We start from the raw sequence: 18,897 nt of genomic DNA, 5'->3' as shown, positions 1-18,897 counted from the left end.
CCTAGCCCTCTCCCAGCTTGGGAGAGGGGATTTTCTATAAAGTTAGCGCCATGCGTGCTGGTAAATGCACGCGCTATTGCGATTTCCTCACTCTTAAATACCATTCGCATAACAAGCGAACCTGTTTTCGGGTGTATCCTTTATCAACCATACGCGCGATAAACTCTTCATGCTTCTTCTTGTCATCTTCTGATGCCTTGGCATTGAAGGAAATAACCGGGAGTAAATCTTCCGTATTGGTAAACATTTTCTTTTCGATTACTGTTTTCAGTTTCTCATAGCTGTTCCAGATTGGATTTTTTCCATGATTATTCGCTCTGGCTCTTAATACGAAATTAACGACTTCGTTACGGAAATCTTTAGGATTGGAAATACCTGCTGGCTTCTCAATTTTTTCCAGTTCCATATTTAAAGAACTGCGGTCAAAGATTTCACCCGTATCAGGATCACGATAATCCTGATCCTGGATCCAGAAATCAGCATAGGTGATATAACGATCGAAAATGTTTTGTCCGTATTCTGAATAGGATTCAAGATAAGCGGTTTGAATTTCCTTGCCAATAAACTCAACATATTTCGGGGTTAAATGCTCTTTGATAAAAGTCAGATATTTCTCATGCTGCTCCTGGGGGAATTGCTCCTGCTCAATTTGTCTCTCAAGAATGTACAAGAGGTGAACCGGGTTGGCTGCCACTTCGCTGTGATCAAAATTAAATACTTTGGAAAGGATCTTGAATGCAAACCGGGTTGAAATACCACTCATACCCTCATCAACTCCGGCAAAATCCCGATATTCCTGATAAGACTTGGCTTTCGGATCGGTATCTTTGAGACTTTCACCATTATACACGCGCATTTTGGAGTAAATGCTGGAGTTTTGCGGCTCCTTCAGGCGAGTCAATACGGAAAATTGGGCCAGCATATCCAGGGTTCCTGGTGCGCAAGGCGCATCGGTTAAAGAACTATGATCAAGCAGTTTCTGGTAAATGCGTTTTTCCTCGGAGACCCTTAGGCAATAAGGTACTTTTACAATGTTAATCCGGTCGATGAAGGCTTCATTGTTTTTGTTGTTACGGAAGGTCTGCCACTCTGATTCATTGGAGTGGGCGAGAATTATACCTTCAAAAGGAATCGCGGAAAGGCCTTCAGTCGCATTATAGTTACCTTCCTGAGTAGCAGTCAGCAAGGGGTGCAGCACTTTAATGGGTGCTTTGAACATTTCCACAAACTCGAGCAAACCACGGTGAGCCCGGCACAGACCGCCAGAGAAACTGTAAGCATCCGGGTCATCCTGAGAAAACTCTTCGAGCTTGCGAATATCGACCTTACCGACCAGAGAAGAAATATCCTGATTATTTTCATCACCCGGTTCGGTTTTGGCGACCGCAATCTGCTTTAGACGCGATGGCTTGACCTTAATAACTTTGAATTTGCTGATGTCGCCATTGAACTCATGGAGGCGTTTGACAGCCCAGGGAGACATCACATAGCGCAGGTAGCGTGAAGGAATGCCAAATTTCTCATAGAGCAGTTCCGCATCTTCCTGGGGATCAAATAAGGAAAGTGGTGACTCATACACTGGCGAACCTTTGATGGCGTATATCGGCACCTTCTGCATTAAATCTTTCAGTTTTTCAGCCAGTGAGGACTTACCGCCCCCTACAGGACCCAGTAGATACAGTACCTGTTTGGTTTCTTCCAGGCCTTGAGCGGCATGCTTTAAAAATCCAACGATAAGCTCAATTGAGTCTTCCATGCCAAAAAATTCTTTGAACACAGGATACTGGTGAATAATTTTGTTAGAGAATATGCGTGACAGTACCGGATCATGGCGGGTGTCAATCACTTCGGGTTCACCGATAGCCATTAACAGACGCTCTGCCGGGTTCGCATAGGCAGAGGGATCCTGGCTGCATATCTCAAGATATTCGTCGAGTGTGAATTCCTCTTCTTTGTTATCCACATAGCGTTTGGTGTAACCAGCTAAAAAATCGTGCGTATTCATCACTTATCCCCTTTTACAGATCCCTACCGGGAAATCCGCGAGTCTTTCTCATTCTAATTTTGCATTTCGCTGGTAAAAGCGAGACACTATCTTCCTAAATTTAGTATAGGATCAAATAAGGCTTGCCGACTAGGTGCTTTCGATAAAAAATTCCCAAAGAATCAAGCGACTGACCTTACTGACTTGTTATTGAAATGAAAATTATTTCTTAAAGGGAGAAAAGTTTATGTCCAACACTACCATTTACCGTAAAAACTATCAGCCTCCCGTATTTTCTATCGAGAAAATCGATCTTGATTTTGATTTATACGATGATCATGCAATGGTTGAAAATCACATGCGGCTGAAGCGCCAGGGGCTCGGAGCACTGCATTTGAACGGCGATGAACTTGAGCTAGTTAGTATAAAACTCAATAATATTCCCTTGAATGAGGGGGCTTATTATCGCAAAGACAATGATCTTGTTTTACCGGATTGTCCTGATGAGTTTGAGCTTACGATAGTCACCCGCATTCGCCCCCAGGATAACACTCAGCTATCCGGCCTTTATCGCTCCAATCATCTCTTTTGTACACAGTGTGAGGCAGAAGGCTTTCGCCGCATTACCTTTTTCCCTGACAGGCCAGATGTGTTAACCGTCTTCACCACACGCATAAAAGCGGACAAGGAAAAATATCCGGTTTTATTATCCAATGGAAATCTCGTTGATTCTGGCGAATTACCTGGCGGGCGTCACTGGGCGGTATGGCAGGATCCTTTTAAGAAACCGTCATACCTCTTTGCACTGGTTGCCGGACGTCTGGTGCATATCCAGGATGAATTTATTACGCGCTCTGGTAATAAAGTGGACTGCCGCATTTATGTTGAACCTGGAAACGAAGACAAATGCCAGCACGCGATGAATTCATTGAAAAACGCCATGACCTGGGATGAAGAAGTCTATGGGCGGGAATATGATTTATCGATCTTCATGATTGTGGCCGTCAGTGATTTCAACATGGGGGCTATGGAAAATAAAGGATTAAATATTTTTAATTCCAAATACATTCTAGCCCGTCCGGAAACTGCGACTGATCAGGATTTTGCCGATGTGGAAGGGGTTGTTGGCCATGAGTATTTCCATAACTGGACTGGTAATCGCGTCACCTGCCGCGACTGGTTTCAACTGAGTTTAAAAGAAGGACTAACTGTTTTTCGCGATCAGGAATTTTCCCGCGATATGAACTCAAGAGACGTTAACCGCATCCTTGATGTGAAGATGCTGCGAACCACTCAGTTCCCGGAGGATGCCGGCAGTATGGCGCATCCGGTTCGTCCCGACTCCTATCAGGAAATCAATAATTTCTATACCGCAACTATTTACAATAAAGGGGCGGAAGTCATCCGTATGCAGCACACCATTCTTGGTAAAGAAGGTTTTCGCCGCGGTATGGATTTGTATTTCGAGCGCCATGACGGTCAGGCGGTAACAATTGATGATTTTGTGGCCGCAATGGAAGATGCCAATGGGGTTGATTTGACCCAATTCAAACTGTGGTACAGTCAGGCGGGAACACCCGAGATTGAAATCAAAAGCGTTTATAAGGATGGTGAGCTTAGCCTGCATATGAAACAGCACTGCCCGCCAACGCCTGAATGTGAGCAAAAGCAAGCCTTTCATATTCCCATTCGCATTGCCCTGTTTGATACCCATGGAAAAGAACTGGAGATTGAACAGGACGTTTTGGAATTAAAAGAAGAGGAACAAACTTTCCGTATCCCCAATCTTCCAGAGAAACCTGTGGTCTCTTTATTGCGGGATTTCTCAGCACCGGTGAAATTAAAGCGAGAAATCAACCGTCGTGAACTGTTATCATTACTTCGCTTTGAAACCGACGGTGTCGCCAAATGGGATGCGGCACAATGTCTTACTACAGATTGTATCGGCCAGTTTCTGAAACAGGACTCCTCGCAATGGCAAATACCCAATGATTTGATCAATGCCTGCCAGCATGTCCTGCACGATAAATCGCTTGACCGAGCGCTTAAAGCCGAGCTGCTTACCCCTCCAGGTTTCGAGGAAATTATCACTAATTTTCATGATGTTGACGTTGATTTGCTGGAGGCTGCACGCGATGCCTATCGCAGTCAACTGGGTAAAGCCTTGTATGAATCTCTGGTATCTGAATACTTAAGCCTATGGCAAAAAGAAAATCATACGATGAATGCCAGTTCTTACAGCCGCCGCAGGCTCCGTAATACCGTGCTCTGGTTTATGATGAAAGCAGAAGAAGAAACCAGCCTCACGCTTTGCCAGCAGCAATATGCCGGCGCCAGAACAATGAGCGATCAGATTTCAAGTTTCGCCTTATTGGTTAACTCGCATAATCATGAAGCGAAGCAGCAGGCCATTTCACGCTTTTATGAGCAATGGGCAAACAATGAGCTGGTTCTTGATAAATGGTTTGCTATCCAGGCCAGCTGTGAAGACAGAGATACCTTGCAGCATGTACGCAAATTACTGCAGCATCCAGCATTTTCTATCAAAAATCCAAACAAGGTAAGAGCATTAATCGGCAGCTTCTGCCAGGCGAATCCGAGGAATTTCCATGCGATGGATGGCCGCGGCTATGAGTTTCTTACTGAAATGCTGCTGCAAATGGATCAAATCAATCCGCAAATCGCAGCCCGACTGGCTACGCCATTTACCCGCTGGCAGCAATATAATCTGCCGCGGCAATCGATGATGCAAAATCAGCTGCATGAGCTTGCCAGGCATAAATTGTCGAATGATTTGAAGGAGCTGGTGACTAAGAGTATGGCTTGAAAGGAATCATTGTAGGTTGGGCCCTTGGCCCAACAAAGGGGTTGAACTAATCCAGAACTCAATGTTGTGCCAAGGGCACAACCTACATGCTGAGGATAAAGGCCGCCTCGAAAAAGAGTTTGCCTTAAAAATCCTCTCTCCCTCGGGGAGAGAGTTAGAGAGAGGGGGGGGTTAATCAACCCTCACCCTAGCCTCTCCCAAACTTGGGCGAGGGGATCCCTAGACCATTAAACCTATTCCTCATCCATTTGATCAGAAATACCCGGATTTTCCAGACTCAAAATACCGGTATTAAAATCATAGGCAAAAATCTCTGCGTAGCGTCCCCAGTCAATCATTGTTTTTAAGACGCGCTCGGCCTCTTTCTCACTCAGATAATCTTCCAGTTTGCTAAGAAAGCGTTCTTCAGAAACCCGATGTCCAAATTTTTCGTCCAGTATGCGCCGGATATAACGCGCCAGAGGCACTTTATCCAGAAGGCGGCGGGCAAATATCTTCTTCCTTTCCTGTAAATCCGCTTCCGAATATTGATTGCCAAGCTCAGTCAGTTGGATATCACCATCCGATACCTTGGCAAAGCCGAGGATTTCCAATGTTTCCAGCAAGGGGAACAAATCATCAATGTTCATCATGAGCTCATCGGCCAGCTCAGGAAGATCAATACGCTCTTCGTAGGTTTGCAGAGTGTCGATCAGACCTGAAAGCTCAGAGGGCTCCACATCAGGCAAACGATAACCCAGGCCAATCTGGCGTTCACGCTGCGCCCGCTTGGCTCGCTCTTTCGGTCCTGAAGTCATCAGACGATAGATTTTATCCACCAGCGCGCTAAACTCAGGCGTTTCCGGATCGCGAGGCTGCTGCAGTTCAACCTGTAATTCAGCACGAATATAACCCGGATCGCTGCCAAAAATAATGATGCGATCAGCAAGCATGGCCGCTTCTTCAATATTATGAGTGACCAGCAAAATCCCATTGGTATTGGTTTTCTTTTCCTGCCATAGCTCCAGCAAGTCAGACTTCAGGTTTTCGGCGGTGAGTACATCCAGAGCAGAAAACGGCTCATCCATCAGTAATACATCGGGATTGATCACCAGTGCACGTGCAAATCCCACCCGCTGCCGCATCCCCCCTGACAATTCTTTCGGGAAAGCCGATTCAAATCCGTCCAGACCAATAATGTCAATCGCTTCAATTGCGCGGCGGCGACGTTCCTCTCGGCCAACACCCTGCGCTTCCAATCCCAGTTCCACATTTTCGAGAACGGTTAACCAGGGCATCAAGGCGAAAGACTGGAATACCATCGCAATACCTGCTACGGGTTTGGTCACGGGCTGACCACGGTAACTGACCTTGCCCGCACTGGGTGGGACCAGGCCGGCGATAATTCGCAACAGGGTTGATTTACCAGAACCTGATTTTCCCAGCAAGGCGACAATTTCACCTTCATGCAATTCAAAATTGACATCCTCCAGAACCAGTAAGTCCTGATCTGAAGCTTTTTTAAACGATTTACGACAATTTTCCAGACTAATTATAGTTTTTGACATTAAACAGTCTCAGTTAAAATTAAAACGATTCTCTGCAAGCCGATACAGAGGACGCCATATCAAATGATTAAAGGCCAGCACATAAAGGCACATCATCGAAGTTCCGAGGGCAATTCGAGGAAAATCCCCTGCAATAGTACTGGCGTGAATATATTCACCCAGACCCGTCGCCTTTAGAGTAGTACTGCCCCAGCTGACCCATTCGGCCACAATACTGGCATTCCATGCGCCGCCGGCGGCGGTAATTGCCCCGGTGATATAAAAGGGGAAAATACCTGGCAAGGCCAGACGCTTCCACCAAATCCAGCCTTTTAAACCGAAATTGTCGGCAGCAAGATACAAATCCCGAGGTATGGTTGACGCACCCGCAATCACATTAAACAAAATATACCACTGGGTACCTAAAATCATGAGCGGAGTCACCCAGACTTCAACGTTCAGCTGAAAGCGGACAATGGCTATCACGAATAAGGGATAAAACAAATTGGCCGGAAAAGCTGCTGCAAACTGAATAATGGGCTGAATTTTCTGTGCAATACGAGGCCTCAGACCGACCCATACACCGACTGGAATCCAAATCACAGAGCTTAGAAGAATAAGAATGATCACCCGCGCGCCGGTCGCCGCCCCCAACAGAAAGGCATGGGCAATATCATGCATCCGCAGTTTAGTCAGGATAAATTCAAGCAGCATCCAGCTGCAGGCAACAATAATCAGCAGCACAGATCCATTCCATAACCAGTCCAGTTTTTTTTGCCGCCGCGAATCAATTTCTCTAACCACTGAAGGCCCGCGATTCGTTAACCTTCGTGCATTGACAAAACGCTCCTTTAAAGCAGAAAGCGGCTTGGCCATGCGTTTGATAAGCTGGCTGCTGCGAATCAAATCAATCAGCCAGGACTGATATTCCTCTTCATCCGGCGATTGCTCAACTTTAAATTTTTCCGACCAGGCAATTAAGGGTCTGAATAAAATCTGATCGTAAAGAAAGATCACAATCACCATTGTTAATATCGCATAGCCTACGGCGGCTAAATTCTGCTGTTCGATGGCGAGGGCAATATAGGATCCGACCCCGGGTAAAAGGATATCCTGGTGCGCAACTGAAATAGCTTCCGATAGCACCACAAAAAACCAGCTGGCCGACATCGATATCATCATATTCCAGAGCAGGCCGGACATGGAAAATGGCACTTCGACTTTCCAGAATCTTTGCCAGGACGACAATTGAAACATGGCCGCCGCTTCCTTCAAGTCATGCGGCACTGTTTTCAATGATTGATAAAATCCAAAGGTGATATTCCAGACCTGAGCGGTAAAAATTACAAAAATCGACGCACATTCAGGTCCCAGTAAACTATTGGGAAATAAATGGATAAATCCGGTTACCGTAATGGAAAGAAAGCTCAAGACCGGGACCGATTGCAAAATATCAATCGCCGGCACAATCACCTGCTCCGCTCTTCTGTTTTTTGCAGCGGCGGCACCTACCACAAAAGTAAACAGGATGGATAAGGCCAGTGCGATAAACATACGTAATACGGTACGCAGCGCATAAAAAGGCAAATGAGAAGGGGCCAGGGAGATCGGTAAGGGATCACCCAATTGATAGGGGACCGCCATTTGCTGGCCTGCCCAGCCCAGGAAAAATAACAGCGAAAAGGTCAGGATTAATAACAATAAATCCCAGCGATTAACAAAGCGACCAACATTTTCGCGGTTGGCAAAGTAGAATCGGTTATTGCGCACCAAGCCACCCCTCTCATCAGTTTTTATTACTTATACGGATCTCGTTCATGGTCTTAGCGAACTCCACTTCAACCTATGTTCCGCACAGGCAAATCCATTTGATGGTTCAAGCCATCATAAGAATGACGAGTCAGGATTTTTTTATCCTGTCCGCATTGAAAATGCAATTTTGTACAAGCTTGAATTTTTCAAACTATACGTGTTCAAATCTGAATAAAGATTTAATTTATTGAATGAATCAGGTTAAAATTCAACGCCAGGCTCTATGCACTAAAGCCGCAAATGAGCGTAAGGGCCTAGAGTATCATAAATACACATCATTCGATACCGGAAAAAAATCTGAATTTTAAAAAAAGAAATGAACTTTTTCAAATTTGTCACGTCTAACCAAATAAGCAATGTAATTGCTTCGCTTCATCTTCCCTCTTGGATGGGGCGTGCATCCTGGTAACTCCTGATACAGGCAGTTACTTGATGCTATTTAGCCCGGCCTAAGGCCGGGTTTTTTTATGCCATTTATGGGGTAATGGAAATTACTTGATGCCAGCAGACATTGAGTTAAACTATTAGTTTCCCGGTTATAAGCGGCCAAGCGGTACTAATTTAAGGGATTATCATGAGAGCTAAAGTCTGTTTCCTTTCAGTTTCACTATTCTGTTCTGCCTCCTGTCTTGCAGCAGATGAGGATTTCACAGAGCAGGCGGTCTGGGCGAATGAAGCAATTATTGCAACCTATACTTTCAATTATCAGAATTTTATCGATCGTCAGAAACAGATTGCCAAATATTTCAGTTCCAATGGATGGATAGCCTACAGCACAGCGCTTAATGAATCGAAGCTGCCCGATGCGGTAAAAACCAATGCCTATTATGTGAGCGCAGTGGCAACGCTCCCCCCGACCGTCAGCGCTACAGGAAATGGTCACTGGCAGGCCACCATGCCTGTCCTGGTGCTTTATAAAAACCCGCAATACCAGCAGAAACAGAATTTAAGCGTCACCATTACCTTTGAACAGGCTCCATCAGGGCAAGGAGTAAGAGGACTTGCGATCACCAGTCTGACGTCTAAAACCATCGAACCGCCCTGTGAGTGCCAAAGTAAGACTCAACACCCCGAGCCAGGAAAATAAATAGCTGAGAAGAGAGCGTTCATTAAACTGTGTCATCACTTACAGGCACGCCGTCATCTCGAACGCAGTGAGAGATCTCCAAAGCCTGGTTTGTGCCAGCATCCGGAGATCTCTCACTGCGTTCGAGATGACATGGCAATTTGCTGAGCACTCTCGCTGGGAATGACCCAGTCTGCAGATAAGTGAATGGTTGATTCATCAATATGGGGCAAGACGAAAGCGCCGCTTTCTCTTTAGCTGATTTTTGGAGGGCACCCGTTTACAGAACATTGCCAACTAGAATGCTTGAGACATGGATGACCAGGAATACACCCAGTAAAATGAGAATAATCGTCAGCTTTAAAGGCACCCGGGTATCCAAAGCAGCTTCCTGAGGGTTCACCGGATTATAAAAAACCGTAATTTCCTCTCCTTTTTCATAAGCCAATGCCGCCTGATAGGCAATGCGGCGCGCATAAGCTGATTTTGGAGAGCGAAATCGCTGCTCTATAAACAGACAGTTATTTGTATAACCCACCCCATCAACGACATAGCTGTATTGAATATCAGCCCAGAGAAAATGATCTTTTCTAATCCAGTTCAGCCTGGTAATCTGACCTTTTGCAAAGGGCCAGACCTGCGACGTTTTAAATTTAGAGCGGTACCGCCAGAAATAACCCAGCATAAATAACAGGACGAGCATCCAGATAACCGCAATAGTACTCTGCCAGGTCACTGTATAAACTCCTCATTAGTCGAATTGCTCACATTACTATCCTTTGGGGTGAATGCGGGTTAGCAGATAAACACCGGCCACTGTGATGGCCAGGAGTATGAGGGTTATTTCTATTTGTAATGGAGCAATAGCAATAGCAGTAATAAAGCTCCATAAACTTCCGCCAGCGATAGCCGAGACTAACGTAGTGCCCGGGTGAATTACTTTTCTGGCAAAACTTGCTTTATCTGCAAAAACCATCATGATTTTCAATAGCAGGGAAACACCGGTCACACAAAGCAATAAGCAGAAAAAGCGCAAAAACCAAACAACGCCAGGGCTTCTTTCCCGTGCCTTTTCAAACATTCGCTCTTTTGATACATCACCAGGAGCAACCAGCAGAATTGAATCACCGGTGGCAGTCTGGTAAGCCTGCAAGGTATTTCCATTCTGTTGGGCAATCACGCTTATTTTCTGTGGAAAAACTGCGGTCACTTGTATACGCATATCCCCTACCTGCGGTGCTTTAGGATTAGCTCCGAGATAGATCTCATTATTAATAAGATGCGCAGGCTTATTGACTTTTTGCTGCAGTGACAGCAGATCCACTTTGGATAAATCCACATTGGATACATCGGGGATGGCGTCAATAACAGTGCTCGGCAGCACAAAATCTCCCAAGGCCGCATCTTCAGCATATTGATACAGGGACTCGATTGGCAAGGTGGCCGGGTTAGGATGTGAATTCGCCTCCTGAAAACTGCTGCTTAGAATCAATTTTTCAGCCCAGCCGGTAAAATATCGGTAGCGGGGTTGTTCATGATCTGTATCGATTTCTTCCTGCCATTGATAAATCAACACCTGACGTTTTAAAGCCAGACCATCGACTGTAATGTTCAATTGCAAATCGCTAAGTGATCGATTGGTTGTCGCATCGCCCTGAACATAGACGACATTTTGATTGTTATCATTGTTCACCGGACGATCAGGGATTGAAGTAACCAGCGATTGCGTCTGGTCGAGCGAGTAGTCGTAACGATAACCTGTTCTTTCGTTCCAGAAAATCAGGTAGCTGGCCAATCCAATACACAGCAATCCGCAAATGAGCCCTACCAACGTGTCTTTCAGCCGGCTTCCCCAGGATTGAGGGGGCAAATCCTGAACCATTCTTAAAGCTCCTTTTTATTTCTTCCTATAATGTTGGCATGTGATTGAAACCACAGCAAGTATCGATGCTATATTCTTTATAAGACAGCCTCTTGTGTACAAACAAGCAGCAGACAGAAGAGTTAATTAGACTTGTCCTCATGACTTAACCGAGTATAATCAGACCCACACCTGCGAATTAAAGGATTAGAAATGGTAGCTAAAACACCCCTGCACTCCTTGCATCTGGAACTGGGTGCAAAAATGGTTAACTTTCATGACTGGGATATGCCTTTGCATTATGGTTCACAGTTGGAAGAACACCACATCGTGCGTAAGGCCGCGGGGATTTTTGATGTTTCGCATATGACGGTAGTCGACATCCTGGGAGCAGGAGGTCGTCAGTTCCTGCGCAAATTGCTGACCAATGATGTGGATCAGTTAGCTCACACCGGCCGGGCCTTGTATAGCTGTATGTGCAATGAGCATGGCGGTATCATTGATGATTTGATTGTTTACCAGCGCGCTTCAGATAATTACCGCATCGTTCTAAATTCCGCTACCCGCGACAGGGATCTGGCCTGGATACGCGAAAAAAGTGCAGGCTTTTCCATTGGGCTGCAGGAAAGAACCGAGTTATCCATGCTGGCAGTGCAGGGTCCACAAGCCCTGGCCAAAACTCTGTCGGTTCTCACACCAGCACAGGCAGATGCTGTTTCCACACTCACCTATTTTGAATGTGTCGATGTCAATGAATACTTTTTTGCCCGCACCGGCTATACCGGTGAAGAAGGTCTGGAGATCATTCTTCCTCCTGAAAACGCCAGAGCGTTATGGACATCATTAATACAAGCAGGGGTTAAACCTTGCGGCCTCGCAGCCCGGGATACTTTAAGACTGGAAGCAGGCATGTTGCTTTATGGGCAGGATATGGATGAAACCACGACACCTCTTGAATCGGGACTCGGCTGGACCGTTAAATGGCAACCCGAGGATCGCGATTTTATTGGTATGGGCGCCTTAATATCTCAAAAACAACATGGTGTTAAACGAAAACTGGTCGGCTTGATTCTCGAAGACAAAGGCATTATGCGTAGCGGACAACGGGTTGCTGTACAAGCTGAGAATGACGGTATTATCACCAGCGGTACCTACTCCCCCACACTTGAAAAGTCAGTGGCTTTGGCCAGAGTACCTGCGGGTACTGGGGACGAGGTGCAGGTAGAGATCAGGGGTAAGTTGTTAAATGCAAAAGTGGTTAAGCCCCGATTTGTTAAAAATGGAGCACCTCTTTAATACGCATCTGTTTAGTCAGAAAAGTTTAACTGAAGTCTTTCAACATTAATAAAAGGATATCATGATGGTTATGAAATTTACTCCCACCCATGAATGGCTACAATTAGAAGAAGATGAATGCGTTGTTGGTATTACCGATCACGCACAGCAGTTATTGGGTGATATGGTTTTTGTTGAGTTGCCTGAAGAGGGAGATGAAGTCTCAGCAGGAGATGAAATCGGTGTAGTTGAATCAGTGAAAGCCGCTTCTGATTTCTACGCTCCGATCAGTGGCGTCATTGTAGCAGTCAACCATCAGGTCAGTGAAAATCCCGCGATTGTGAATGCCGATCCCTTTGGGGCTGGTTGGCTGGTGCGGATTAAAGCCAGTAATCCAGACGAATTAAACGGGCTCCTGAATCAAGCCGAATATGAGCAAGAGATTGCTGAGGACCATTAATTATGCCTTACATTCCCCATACAGAAGATGATATACAAGCTATGCTCGCCGAGATTGGCGTAAGCCAGACGCAGCAGTTATTCGACGAAATTCCCAAGGAGTTGCTGTATAACGAACTTAAAAATATGCCATCAGGCATCAGTGAAATGGCGATGCTAAAAAAAGCACAGCATATTGCCAATTTGAATGATAATGGCATTTGTTTCATCGGGGCTGGCAGCTATGAACATCATATTCCAGCCGCAGTATGGGATATTGCCTCACGTGGTGAGTTTTTAACAGCGTATACGCCTTATCAGGCAGAAGCCAGTCAGGGCACCCTGCAGCTGCTCTATGAGTTTCAGACAATGATTGCCGAGCTCACCGGCATGGAAGTGGCCAATGCCTCCATGTACGATGGGGCCACCGCCCTGGCAGAAGCCGTGCTGATGGCCGTTCGCATCAAAAAGCACAAGCAAACCAGCCGGGTATTGATCGCTGGAAGCGTCCATCCATTTTATCGACAGACACTGGAAACCATTGTTTGTAATCAGCACATAGAAGTGATAACGCTGCCTGTGGATATGGAACAGGGTATTACCGCGCTTTCTGTTCTTGAACAATACAGTGGCCAGGATATCACTGCGCTGGTGGTATCCCAGCCTAACTTTTTTGGCTGTCTCGAGGAAGTGGATGCCATGACTGATTGGGCGAAAGCTAATCAGGTTATTAGCATTGCCTGTGTAAATCCCATCTCTCTGGGCTTACTCAAACCACCAGGACAATGGGGAGAAAGCGGTGTGGATATCGCTTGCGGCGAAGGCCAGCCCTTAGGCTGTCCAATGGCTTCCGGCGGTCCCTATTTTGGATTTTTCAGCACGCGGATGGAACATGTTCGCCAAATGCCTGGCCGCATTATTGGGCGAACGCTGGACAAAGAAGGTAAAACCGGATTTACGCTGACTTTGCAGGCCAGAGAGCAGCATATTCGCCGGGAAAAGGCTACGTCCAACATTTGTACCAATCAGGGCTTGCTGGTCACCGCCGCAACCATTCATCTGAGTTTACTGGGCGCCGAGGGGCTTGAGCAGGTAGCGGCACATTGCCATGCCAATACGCAGGCTCTTGTTCAGGGTTTAAGCGCAATAGACGGTGTCCGCATTGCTTTCAAAGCACCGATTTTCCATGAGTGTCTGCTGCAACTGGATAGTCCGGTGGAAGAAGTGCTTAAACGGCTGCATCAGGCAGGGATAGCTGGGGGCTATGCTGTTGAGTCGCATTATCCGGCCTTGAAAAACAGCCTGCTCATCTGTGCAACTGAAATGCGCTCGGCAGAAGAAATTGATCACTTCATTAATACGATGAAATGCATTATGGCTAAGTGAGGAAGTAATGATCATCATTCAATTAACCTATAAAACGCCGCTGAGTGAGGTAGATAAATACCTTCAGGCTCATCGGGAATTTCTCGATTATTACTATAAACAGGGCCTTTTGGTTGCTTCAGGACCTATGAAACCGCGTACCGGCGGGATCATTATTGCCGCGACAACTGATCGTAAGTATCTCGAGTCAGTAATGGAAAAGGATCCTTATTACATGGCGGAAATTGCAGATTATAACTACATCGAATTTACACCAGTGAAACACTGCGCTGCACTCAAAAATTTAATTCAGGATACGGAGGGCAAATTATGTTGATTTTTGAACGCTCACAAGCCAAACGTCGTGCAGCAGCTCAAATTCCCTCATCCTGCACGAAAAGTTCTGGAATACCGGAAAAATTTCTGCGCCAGAAACCAGCCCGCTTGCCGGCATGTTCTGAGCTGCAGGTCATTCGGCACTATACTCGTCTCTCGCAAAAGAATTTTTCGATTGACACCAATGTATACCCTCTCGGCTCCTGCACGATGAAATATAATCCAAGAGGAGTTCACAAGGCGGCATCTATTAATGGCTTTCTGAGCAGACACCCTTTATCCGGTGCAGAGCATAGTCAGGGTTATCTCCAGACGATGTATGAGCTGCAATCCTATCTGGCAGAAATTACCGGAATGGCAGGGGTTTCCCTGACCCCAATGGCCGGCTCACAAGGCGAATTTGCCGGTGTTGCCATGATTAAAGCCTATCACCAGTCCAGAGGAGACAGTGCGCGAACCGAGATGCTTATTCCGGATGCGGCGCACGGCACTAATCCCGCCTCTGCAGTGATGTGCGGGTTTAAAGTCATCGAGATCAGCACGGCTAAAGATGGAGATATTGATCTGGAGGAACTGCGCAGCAAAGTGGGGCCAAAAACAGCGGGTATCATGCTGACGAATCCCTCCACCCTCGGGCTGTTCATGAAGCAGATTAAGGAAATTGCAGCCATTGTTCACCAGGCCGGTGGTTTACTCTATTATGATGGCGCGAATTTAAATGCCATTCTGGGTCGTGTCAGACCGGGCGATATGGGATTTGACGTTATGCATTTAAACCTGCATAAAACTTTTGCCACACCCCATGGCGGCGGCGGCCCTGGCTCAGGTCCTATTGCCGTCAACAAACGACTTCTGCCCTATATGCCTATTCCTGTGGTTGTAAAATCCGATGATAAGTATCGCTGGGCAACCCGGGAAGACTATCCCCAGAGCATTGGCCGCCTGTCCTGTTTCATGGGCAATGCCGGCATCCTTCTGCGAGCGTATTTCTATATTTGTGTCCTGGGTAAAGAAGGCCTTTTACGTGTTTCAGAGTTTGCAACTCTTAATGCCAACTACCTGTTGAGCGTGTTAAGTAAAGCCGGGTTTACAGCCGCTTATCCGGAACGTCGGGCGAGCCATGAGTTTATTCTGACGCTTAGTCAGGAAAAGAAAAACTTCGGCGTCACGGCAATGGATTTGGCAAAACGCCTGCTCGACTATGGTTTCCATGCCCCGACAACCTATTTTCCCTTATTGATTCCTGAATGTTTATTGATTGAGCCTACCGAAACAGAATCCAAGGAAGATTTGGACAGCCTGGCAGCTGCCATGCATGCCATACGCGACGAAGCCCAGAAAAATCCGGAATTACTGAAAGGAGCACCTCATAATTTACCAGTCAAACGTTTGGATGATGTGCGGGCCGCCCGCGAACTTGATTTAAATTATTTCAAATATCATCAGGACAATGAATAATCAGAACAGCTATGGCGCAATGACTGCCCGATGAAGATTGGGCAGCCATATAACCCTTCCTTACTGGCTTTGATGCCCACTCTGCATTGAGATTAGTCTTAAAATATTTCCCGCTTAACTCTCTGTTTTTAAAAACAAAAGAAAATACTTTTCGACTTGAGCAAAATGAGTTATAACAGAATGGGTGGTATTAATTCCAAAGGCTGGATATTCCCGGATAGAATCTCCAAAGCTCATCTTCTTAATGGAAGCGAACAATGGATTTGGACTACCTTATGTTCTGTAACAGGGATTGGCAGGACATGTTTGTATATGGGGAACTATTAACTAATAAAAATAGCCCTGAGTAATTAGAAATTTCATGGAGTGAAAAATGAATAGTAAGGTATTTTCACAGCGTTTTAATTCGGAGTTAGCTGTTTTAGGTTTCCCCGAAGAACTCGCTGAAAAAATAAAAGCAGTGTCAAAAGTGTTTGGCGTTACCCGCCATTTAGCAAATGCGATGATTTTCGGTCATCTGCTTCCTTCCAGTGAGCAGTTGGATAAAATTGCGCAGATTCTTGAAATTTGTCCTCAGTGGTTAAGTGGGGCAACCGATAGAAAGAAACCTTATCCAGTCAGGAAAGAAACTGAGACTGCATAAAAAAAGCAAATCGTATATAATTCAATTATTAGTTGACTGATGCCGTTAGCAACGGGTTTTAAAACAGGTTTCATCGATGGAATGCCTTAGTTATTGTGTAGCCAATAGTATTGATTTAACACGTCTTGATCACTATTTTAAAGCAAGCGTGAAAGGCTTTTCTGCGATTAAATCACGTGATGTGCTCAAATTGACGCCCTTCACAGGCGAACAGTATGTGATTTTCATATTTAAAAATGGAACCGTAGTTTCCTGGGGGATCAAACGGCATCAGATTGACAATTATATTGAATTGTTTAAATTATACGCCGATAAACCTGTCTCGTTTTTGGTCCGCGACGAGTTCAGCTATCGGATCAGCGACAAAATCGCCATCGAACCGCATGATTATTTTGATGTTGACTGCATCAGCATTGATGACAACAGTGATGACTTAAAATTAAGCTTGTCCTACGGCTTTTCACAATCGGTTAAGCTGCAATATTTTGAAACTAAAATTGATGCACTCATTGAAAAGTACAACCCTCTGATTCAAAGCCTGTCGCATAAAGGGCAAATGCCAATCAGCCGTAATCAGATCCGCCAGGTCATAGGTGAAATCCTGGGCGCAAAAAGCGAAATGAATTTAATCAGTAATTTTCTTTATCACCCTAAATATTTCTGGCAACACCCGACACTGGAGGAGTATTACACGATGCTGGAGCGGTATTTACACATCCCACGCCGGGTGAATGCCTTAAATCATCGTCTCGATACAATCAATGAAATCTTTGATATGTTTAATGGCTATCTCGAAAACCGTCATTCGCACAGTCTGGAGATTATTATTATTTTCCTAATCGCGATAGAAATTATCTTCGGCGTTTTAAATATTCATTTCTAAATTTACTCATTGCAAATTTTTTTGGATTGGATAGCATTGTGATTCCAATGCCCTCCCTTAATCCCAGCATTTATGAATACTGTTCAAACCGCTCAAAACAATCCGGTCCGATTTTCCACTGAAGTCCTCGCGGGGATTACCAGCTTTTTAACAATGGTGTATATCGTATTTGTAAACCCCGTTGTTTTACATGATGCTGGAATGGATCAGGGCGCGGTATTTACAGCCACCTGCCTGGTGACTGCAATATCCACTTTGCTAACCGGAATACTAGCCAATGCGCCTATCGGGGTCGCACCCGGTATGGCACTGAATATTTATTTTTCCTACAGCGTCGTTCTGGGCATGGGGATCCCCTGGCAACAGGCACTGGCCATGGTTTTTGTATCCGGACTTTTGTTTTTGTTACTAAGTCTTACTCCATTACGAAAAATACTGGTTGATTCAATTCCGGATAATCTGCAGCTCGCTATTCTTATTGGGATTAGCTTTCTGATAGCACTTATTGCGCTGCAGTCCAATCAGATTATCATCAGTAATGCGCATACTCTTTTACAGATGGGAAATCTGGCAAGACCTGAAGCCGGACTCTTCTTTCTCGGTTTTATTCTTATTTTAATCTTTGACTATTTTAAAATATCTGGTGCCATTATTTTGAGTATCCTCTCGATTAGCCTCATTTCATTACTTACAGGGATGGTGGCCTGGCAAGGGCTCTTTGCGCTCCCTCCTTCTTTAGCACCCACTTTTATGAAGCTTGATTTTTCTTCCTTCAGCTCGACAACTACTTTAAAGGCAACCTTTACGTTTTTCCTAATCGCTTTGTTTGATGCAACCGGGACCTTAATTGGTCTTTTGAATCAATCCCTGTTTAAAGATCAGAAGGATCATCAGCAACGAATCGCCAATAGTTTGTCAGCGGATGCCGCAGGCTCGATGCTGGCTGGATTATTGGGCTCAGCCAGTACCTCTCCTTTCATCGAATCCGCCGCTGGTATTGAAGCAGGAGGGCGTACAGGATGGACAGCAGCCGTCATTGCCGCCGGTTTTTTATTAATGCTTTTTTTCTTTCCACTGGCCAGGATGATCCCGGTTTATGCGGTAGGTCCGGCTTTACTTTATGTTGCCTGCTGCATGATGAAGCATATGGTGGATCTGAAACTGACCGATATGACGGAAATTGCTCCCTGCATGCTCACAATTATTATGATTCCTCTGACTTCGTCAATTGCAGACGGGATTGGAGCGGGAATTATTTTATACACTCTGCTAAAGTTGCTTTCGAGACAAGCTATAAAACCTTTTTTAATCATTTTAAGTCTCACTTTTATGGTGTTTTTTCTTCTGAGTTAGTCTGGGTCTCCCGCATAAAGCGGGGGCGTAGGGGCAGGAAGTATGACGTTGGAGTATAAGGTATTAAGAG

At 45.5% G+C, this 18,897-nt stretch carries 15 protein-coding genes; 10 read left to right on the top strand and 5 right to left on the bottom strand.

What is annotated here, in order from left to right:
* Positions 1-73: 73 nt before the first annotated feature.
* Complete coding sequence (locus LXA66_RS09150) at positions 74-2,005, bottom strand: PrkA family serine protein kinase (protein ID WP_112219435.1); 1,932 nt, start codon at positions 2,003-2,005, stop codon at positions 74-76.
* A gap of 226 nt (positions 2,006-2,231) precedes the next feature.
* Between LXA66_RS09150 and pepN the strand changes: the two genes are divergently transcribed.
* On the top strand, positions 2,232-4,811 hold the full coding sequence (gene pepN / locus LXA66_RS09145; protein WP_233012904.1) for an aminopeptidase N: 2,580 nt from the start codon (positions 2,232-2,234) through the stop codon (positions 4,809-4,811).
* Positions 4,812-5,044: 233 nt separating this feature from the next.
* Here pepN and LXA66_RS09140 read toward each other — a convergent pair whose 3' ends face one another.
* A complete protein-coding gene (locus LXA66_RS09140; protein WP_133139950.1) occupies positions 5,045-6,358 on the bottom strand; it encodes an AAA-associated domain-containing protein in 1,314 nt (437 codons plus the stop codon).
* 9 nt (positions 6,359-6,367) lie between these two features.
* A complete protein-coding gene (locus tag LXA66_RS09135; RefSeq protein WP_112219438.1) occupies positions 6,368-8,107 on the bottom strand; it encodes an ABC transporter permease subunit in 1,740 nt (579 codons plus the stop codon).
* A gap of 616 nt (positions 8,108-8,723) precedes the next feature.
* On the opposite strand from LXA66_RS09135, the gene LXA66_RS09130 reads away from it, so the two are divergent.
* The gene (locus tag LXA66_RS09130; protein ID WP_233012903.1) at positions 8,724-9,236 is read left to right on the top strand and encodes a DotI/IcmL family type IV secretion protein; all 513 of its coding nucleotides are present in this window, start codon (positions 8,724-8,726) and stop codon (positions 9,234-9,236) included.
* 259 nt (positions 9,237-9,495) lie between these two features.
* On the opposite strand, the gene LXA66_RS09125 is transcribed toward LXA66_RS09130, so the two are convergent.
* Positions 9,496-9,951, bottom strand: coding sequence for a DUF3592 domain-containing protein (locus LXA66_RS09125; RefSeq protein ID WP_233012902.1), 456 nt, complete (start codon positions 9,949-9,951; stop codon positions 9,496-9,498).
* Between the two features lie 36 nt (positions 9,952-9,987).
* Positions 9,988-11,097 (bottom strand): TMEM43 family protein, encoded by a 1,110-nt coding sequence (locus tag LXA66_RS09120; RefSeq protein WP_233012901.1) that lies wholly within the window; start codon positions 11,095-11,097, stop codon positions 9,988-9,990.
* A gap of 192 nt (positions 11,098-11,289) precedes the next feature.
* Between LXA66_RS09120 and gcvT the strand changes: the two genes are divergently transcribed.
* The 8 genes from gcvT to LXA66_RS09080 all read left to right on the top strand — a co-directional run bounded on the left by gcvT (position 11,290) and on the right by LXA66_RS09080 (position 18,827).
* Positions 11,290-12,372 carry a glycine cleavage system aminomethyltransferase GcvT gene (gene gcvT / locus LXA66_RS09115; protein WP_233012900.1) on the top strand — a complete coding sequence of 361 codons (1,083 nt, stop codon included), beginning with the start codon at positions 11,290-11,292 and terminating at the stop codon, positions 12,370-12,372.
* Positions 12,373-12,433: 61 nt separating this feature from the next.
* Complete coding sequence (gcvH, locus tag LXA66_RS09110) at positions 12,434-12,811, top strand: glycine cleavage system protein GcvH (RefSeq protein WP_112219443.1); 378 nt, start codon at positions 12,434-12,436, stop codon at positions 12,809-12,811.
* Between the two features lie 2 nt (positions 12,812-12,813).
* Entirely contained in the window at positions 12,814-14,175 is a 1,362-nt protein-coding gene (gcvPA, locus tag LXA66_RS09105) for an aminomethyl-transferring glycine dehydrogenase subunit GcvPA (protein WP_233012899.1), read from the top strand.
* Positions 14,176-14,182: 7 nt separating this feature from the next.
* Entirely contained in the window at positions 14,183-14,491 is a 309-nt protein-coding gene (locus LXA66_RS09100) for a YciI family protein (RefSeq protein WP_112219445.1), read from the top strand.
* Positions 14,485-15,948 (top strand): aminomethyl-transferring glycine dehydrogenase subunit GcvPB, encoded by a 1,464-nt coding sequence (gene gcvPB / locus LXA66_RS09095; RefSeq protein ID WP_233012898.1) that lies wholly within the window; start codon positions 14,485-14,487, stop codon positions 15,946-15,948. Before LXA66_RS09100 ends, gcvPB begins: the two co-directional genes overlap by 7 nt.
* Before the next feature lie 373 nt (positions 15,949-16,321).
* Positions 16,322-16,591, top strand: a complete 270-nt coding sequence (locus tag LXA66_RS09090) for a hypothetical protein (RefSeq protein WP_112219447.1) — start codon at positions 16,322-16,324, stop codon at positions 16,589-16,591.
* A gap of 76 nt (positions 16,592-16,667) precedes the next feature.
* Positions 16,668-17,474 carry an RMD1 family protein gene (locus LXA66_RS09085; RefSeq protein WP_112219448.1) on the top strand — a complete coding sequence of 269 codons (807 nt, stop codon included), beginning with the start codon at positions 16,668-16,670 and terminating at the stop codon, positions 17,472-17,474.
* 72 nt (positions 17,475-17,546) lie between these two features.
* A complete protein-coding gene (locus tag LXA66_RS09080) occupies positions 17,547-18,827 on the top strand; it encodes an NCS2 family permease (protein WP_233012897.1) in 1,281 nt (426 codons plus the stop codon).
* Positions 18,828-18,897 lie beyond the last annotated feature (70 nt).

The sequence above is a fragment of the Legionella sp. 16cNR16C genome (genome assembly GCF_021297775.1).
GTDB lineage: Bacteria > Pseudomonadota > Gammaproteobacteria > Legionellales > Legionellaceae > Legionella_C > Legionella_C quinlivanii_A.
The sequence above is the reverse complement of the archived record's forward strand: the minus strand, read 5'-3'. Positions and strand labels throughout refer to the sequence as shown.

Coding starts and splice junctions, on each gene's coding strand:
- LXA66_RS09130 (WP_233012903.1), top strand. CDS start 8,724: ATGAGAGCTAAAGTCTGTTTCCTTTCAGTTTCACTATTCTGTTCTGCC.
- gcvPB (WP_233012898.1), top strand. CDS start 14,485: ATGTTGATTTTTGAACGCTCACAAGCCAAACGTCGTGCAGCAGCTCAA.
- pepN (WP_233012904.1), top strand. CDS start 2,232: ATGTCCAACACTACCATTTACCGTAAAAACTATCAGCCTCCCGTATTT.
- LXA66_RS09150 (WP_112219435.1), bottom strand. CDS start 2,005: ATGAATACGCACGATTTTTTAGCTGGTTACACCAAACGCTATGTGGAT.
- gcvH (WP_112219443.1), top strand. CDS start 12,434: ATGATGGTTATGAAATTTACTCCCACCCATGAATGGCTACAATTAGAA.
- LXA66_RS09140 (WP_133139950.1), bottom strand. CDS start 6,358: ATGTCAAAAACTATAATTAGTCTGGAAAATTGTCGTAAATCGTTTAAA.
- LXA66_RS09090 (WP_112219447.1), top strand. CDS start 16,322: ATGAATAGTAAGGTATTTTCACAGCGTTTTAATTCGGAGTTAGCTGTT.
- LXA66_RS09120 (WP_233012901.1), bottom strand. CDS start 11,097: ATGGTTCAGGATTTGCCCCCTCAATCCTGGGGAAGCCGGCTGAAAGAC.
- gcvT (WP_233012900.1), top strand. CDS start 11,290: ATGGTAGCTAAAACACCCCTGCACTCCTTGCATCTGGAACTGGGTGCA.
- gcvPA (WP_233012899.1), top strand. CDS start 12,814: ATGCCTTACATTCCCCATACAGAAGATGATATACAAGCTATGCTCGCC.
- LXA66_RS09080 (WP_233012897.1), top strand. CDS start 17,547: ATGAATACTGTTCAAACCGCTCAAAACAATCCGGTCCGATTTTCCACT.
- LXA66_RS09085 (WP_112219448.1), top strand. CDS start 16,668: ATGGAATGCCTTAGTTATTGTGTAGCCAATAGTATTGATTTAACACGT.
- LXA66_RS09100 (WP_112219445.1), top strand. CDS start 14,183: ATGATCATCATTCAATTAACCTATAAAACGCCGCTGAGTGAGGTAGAT.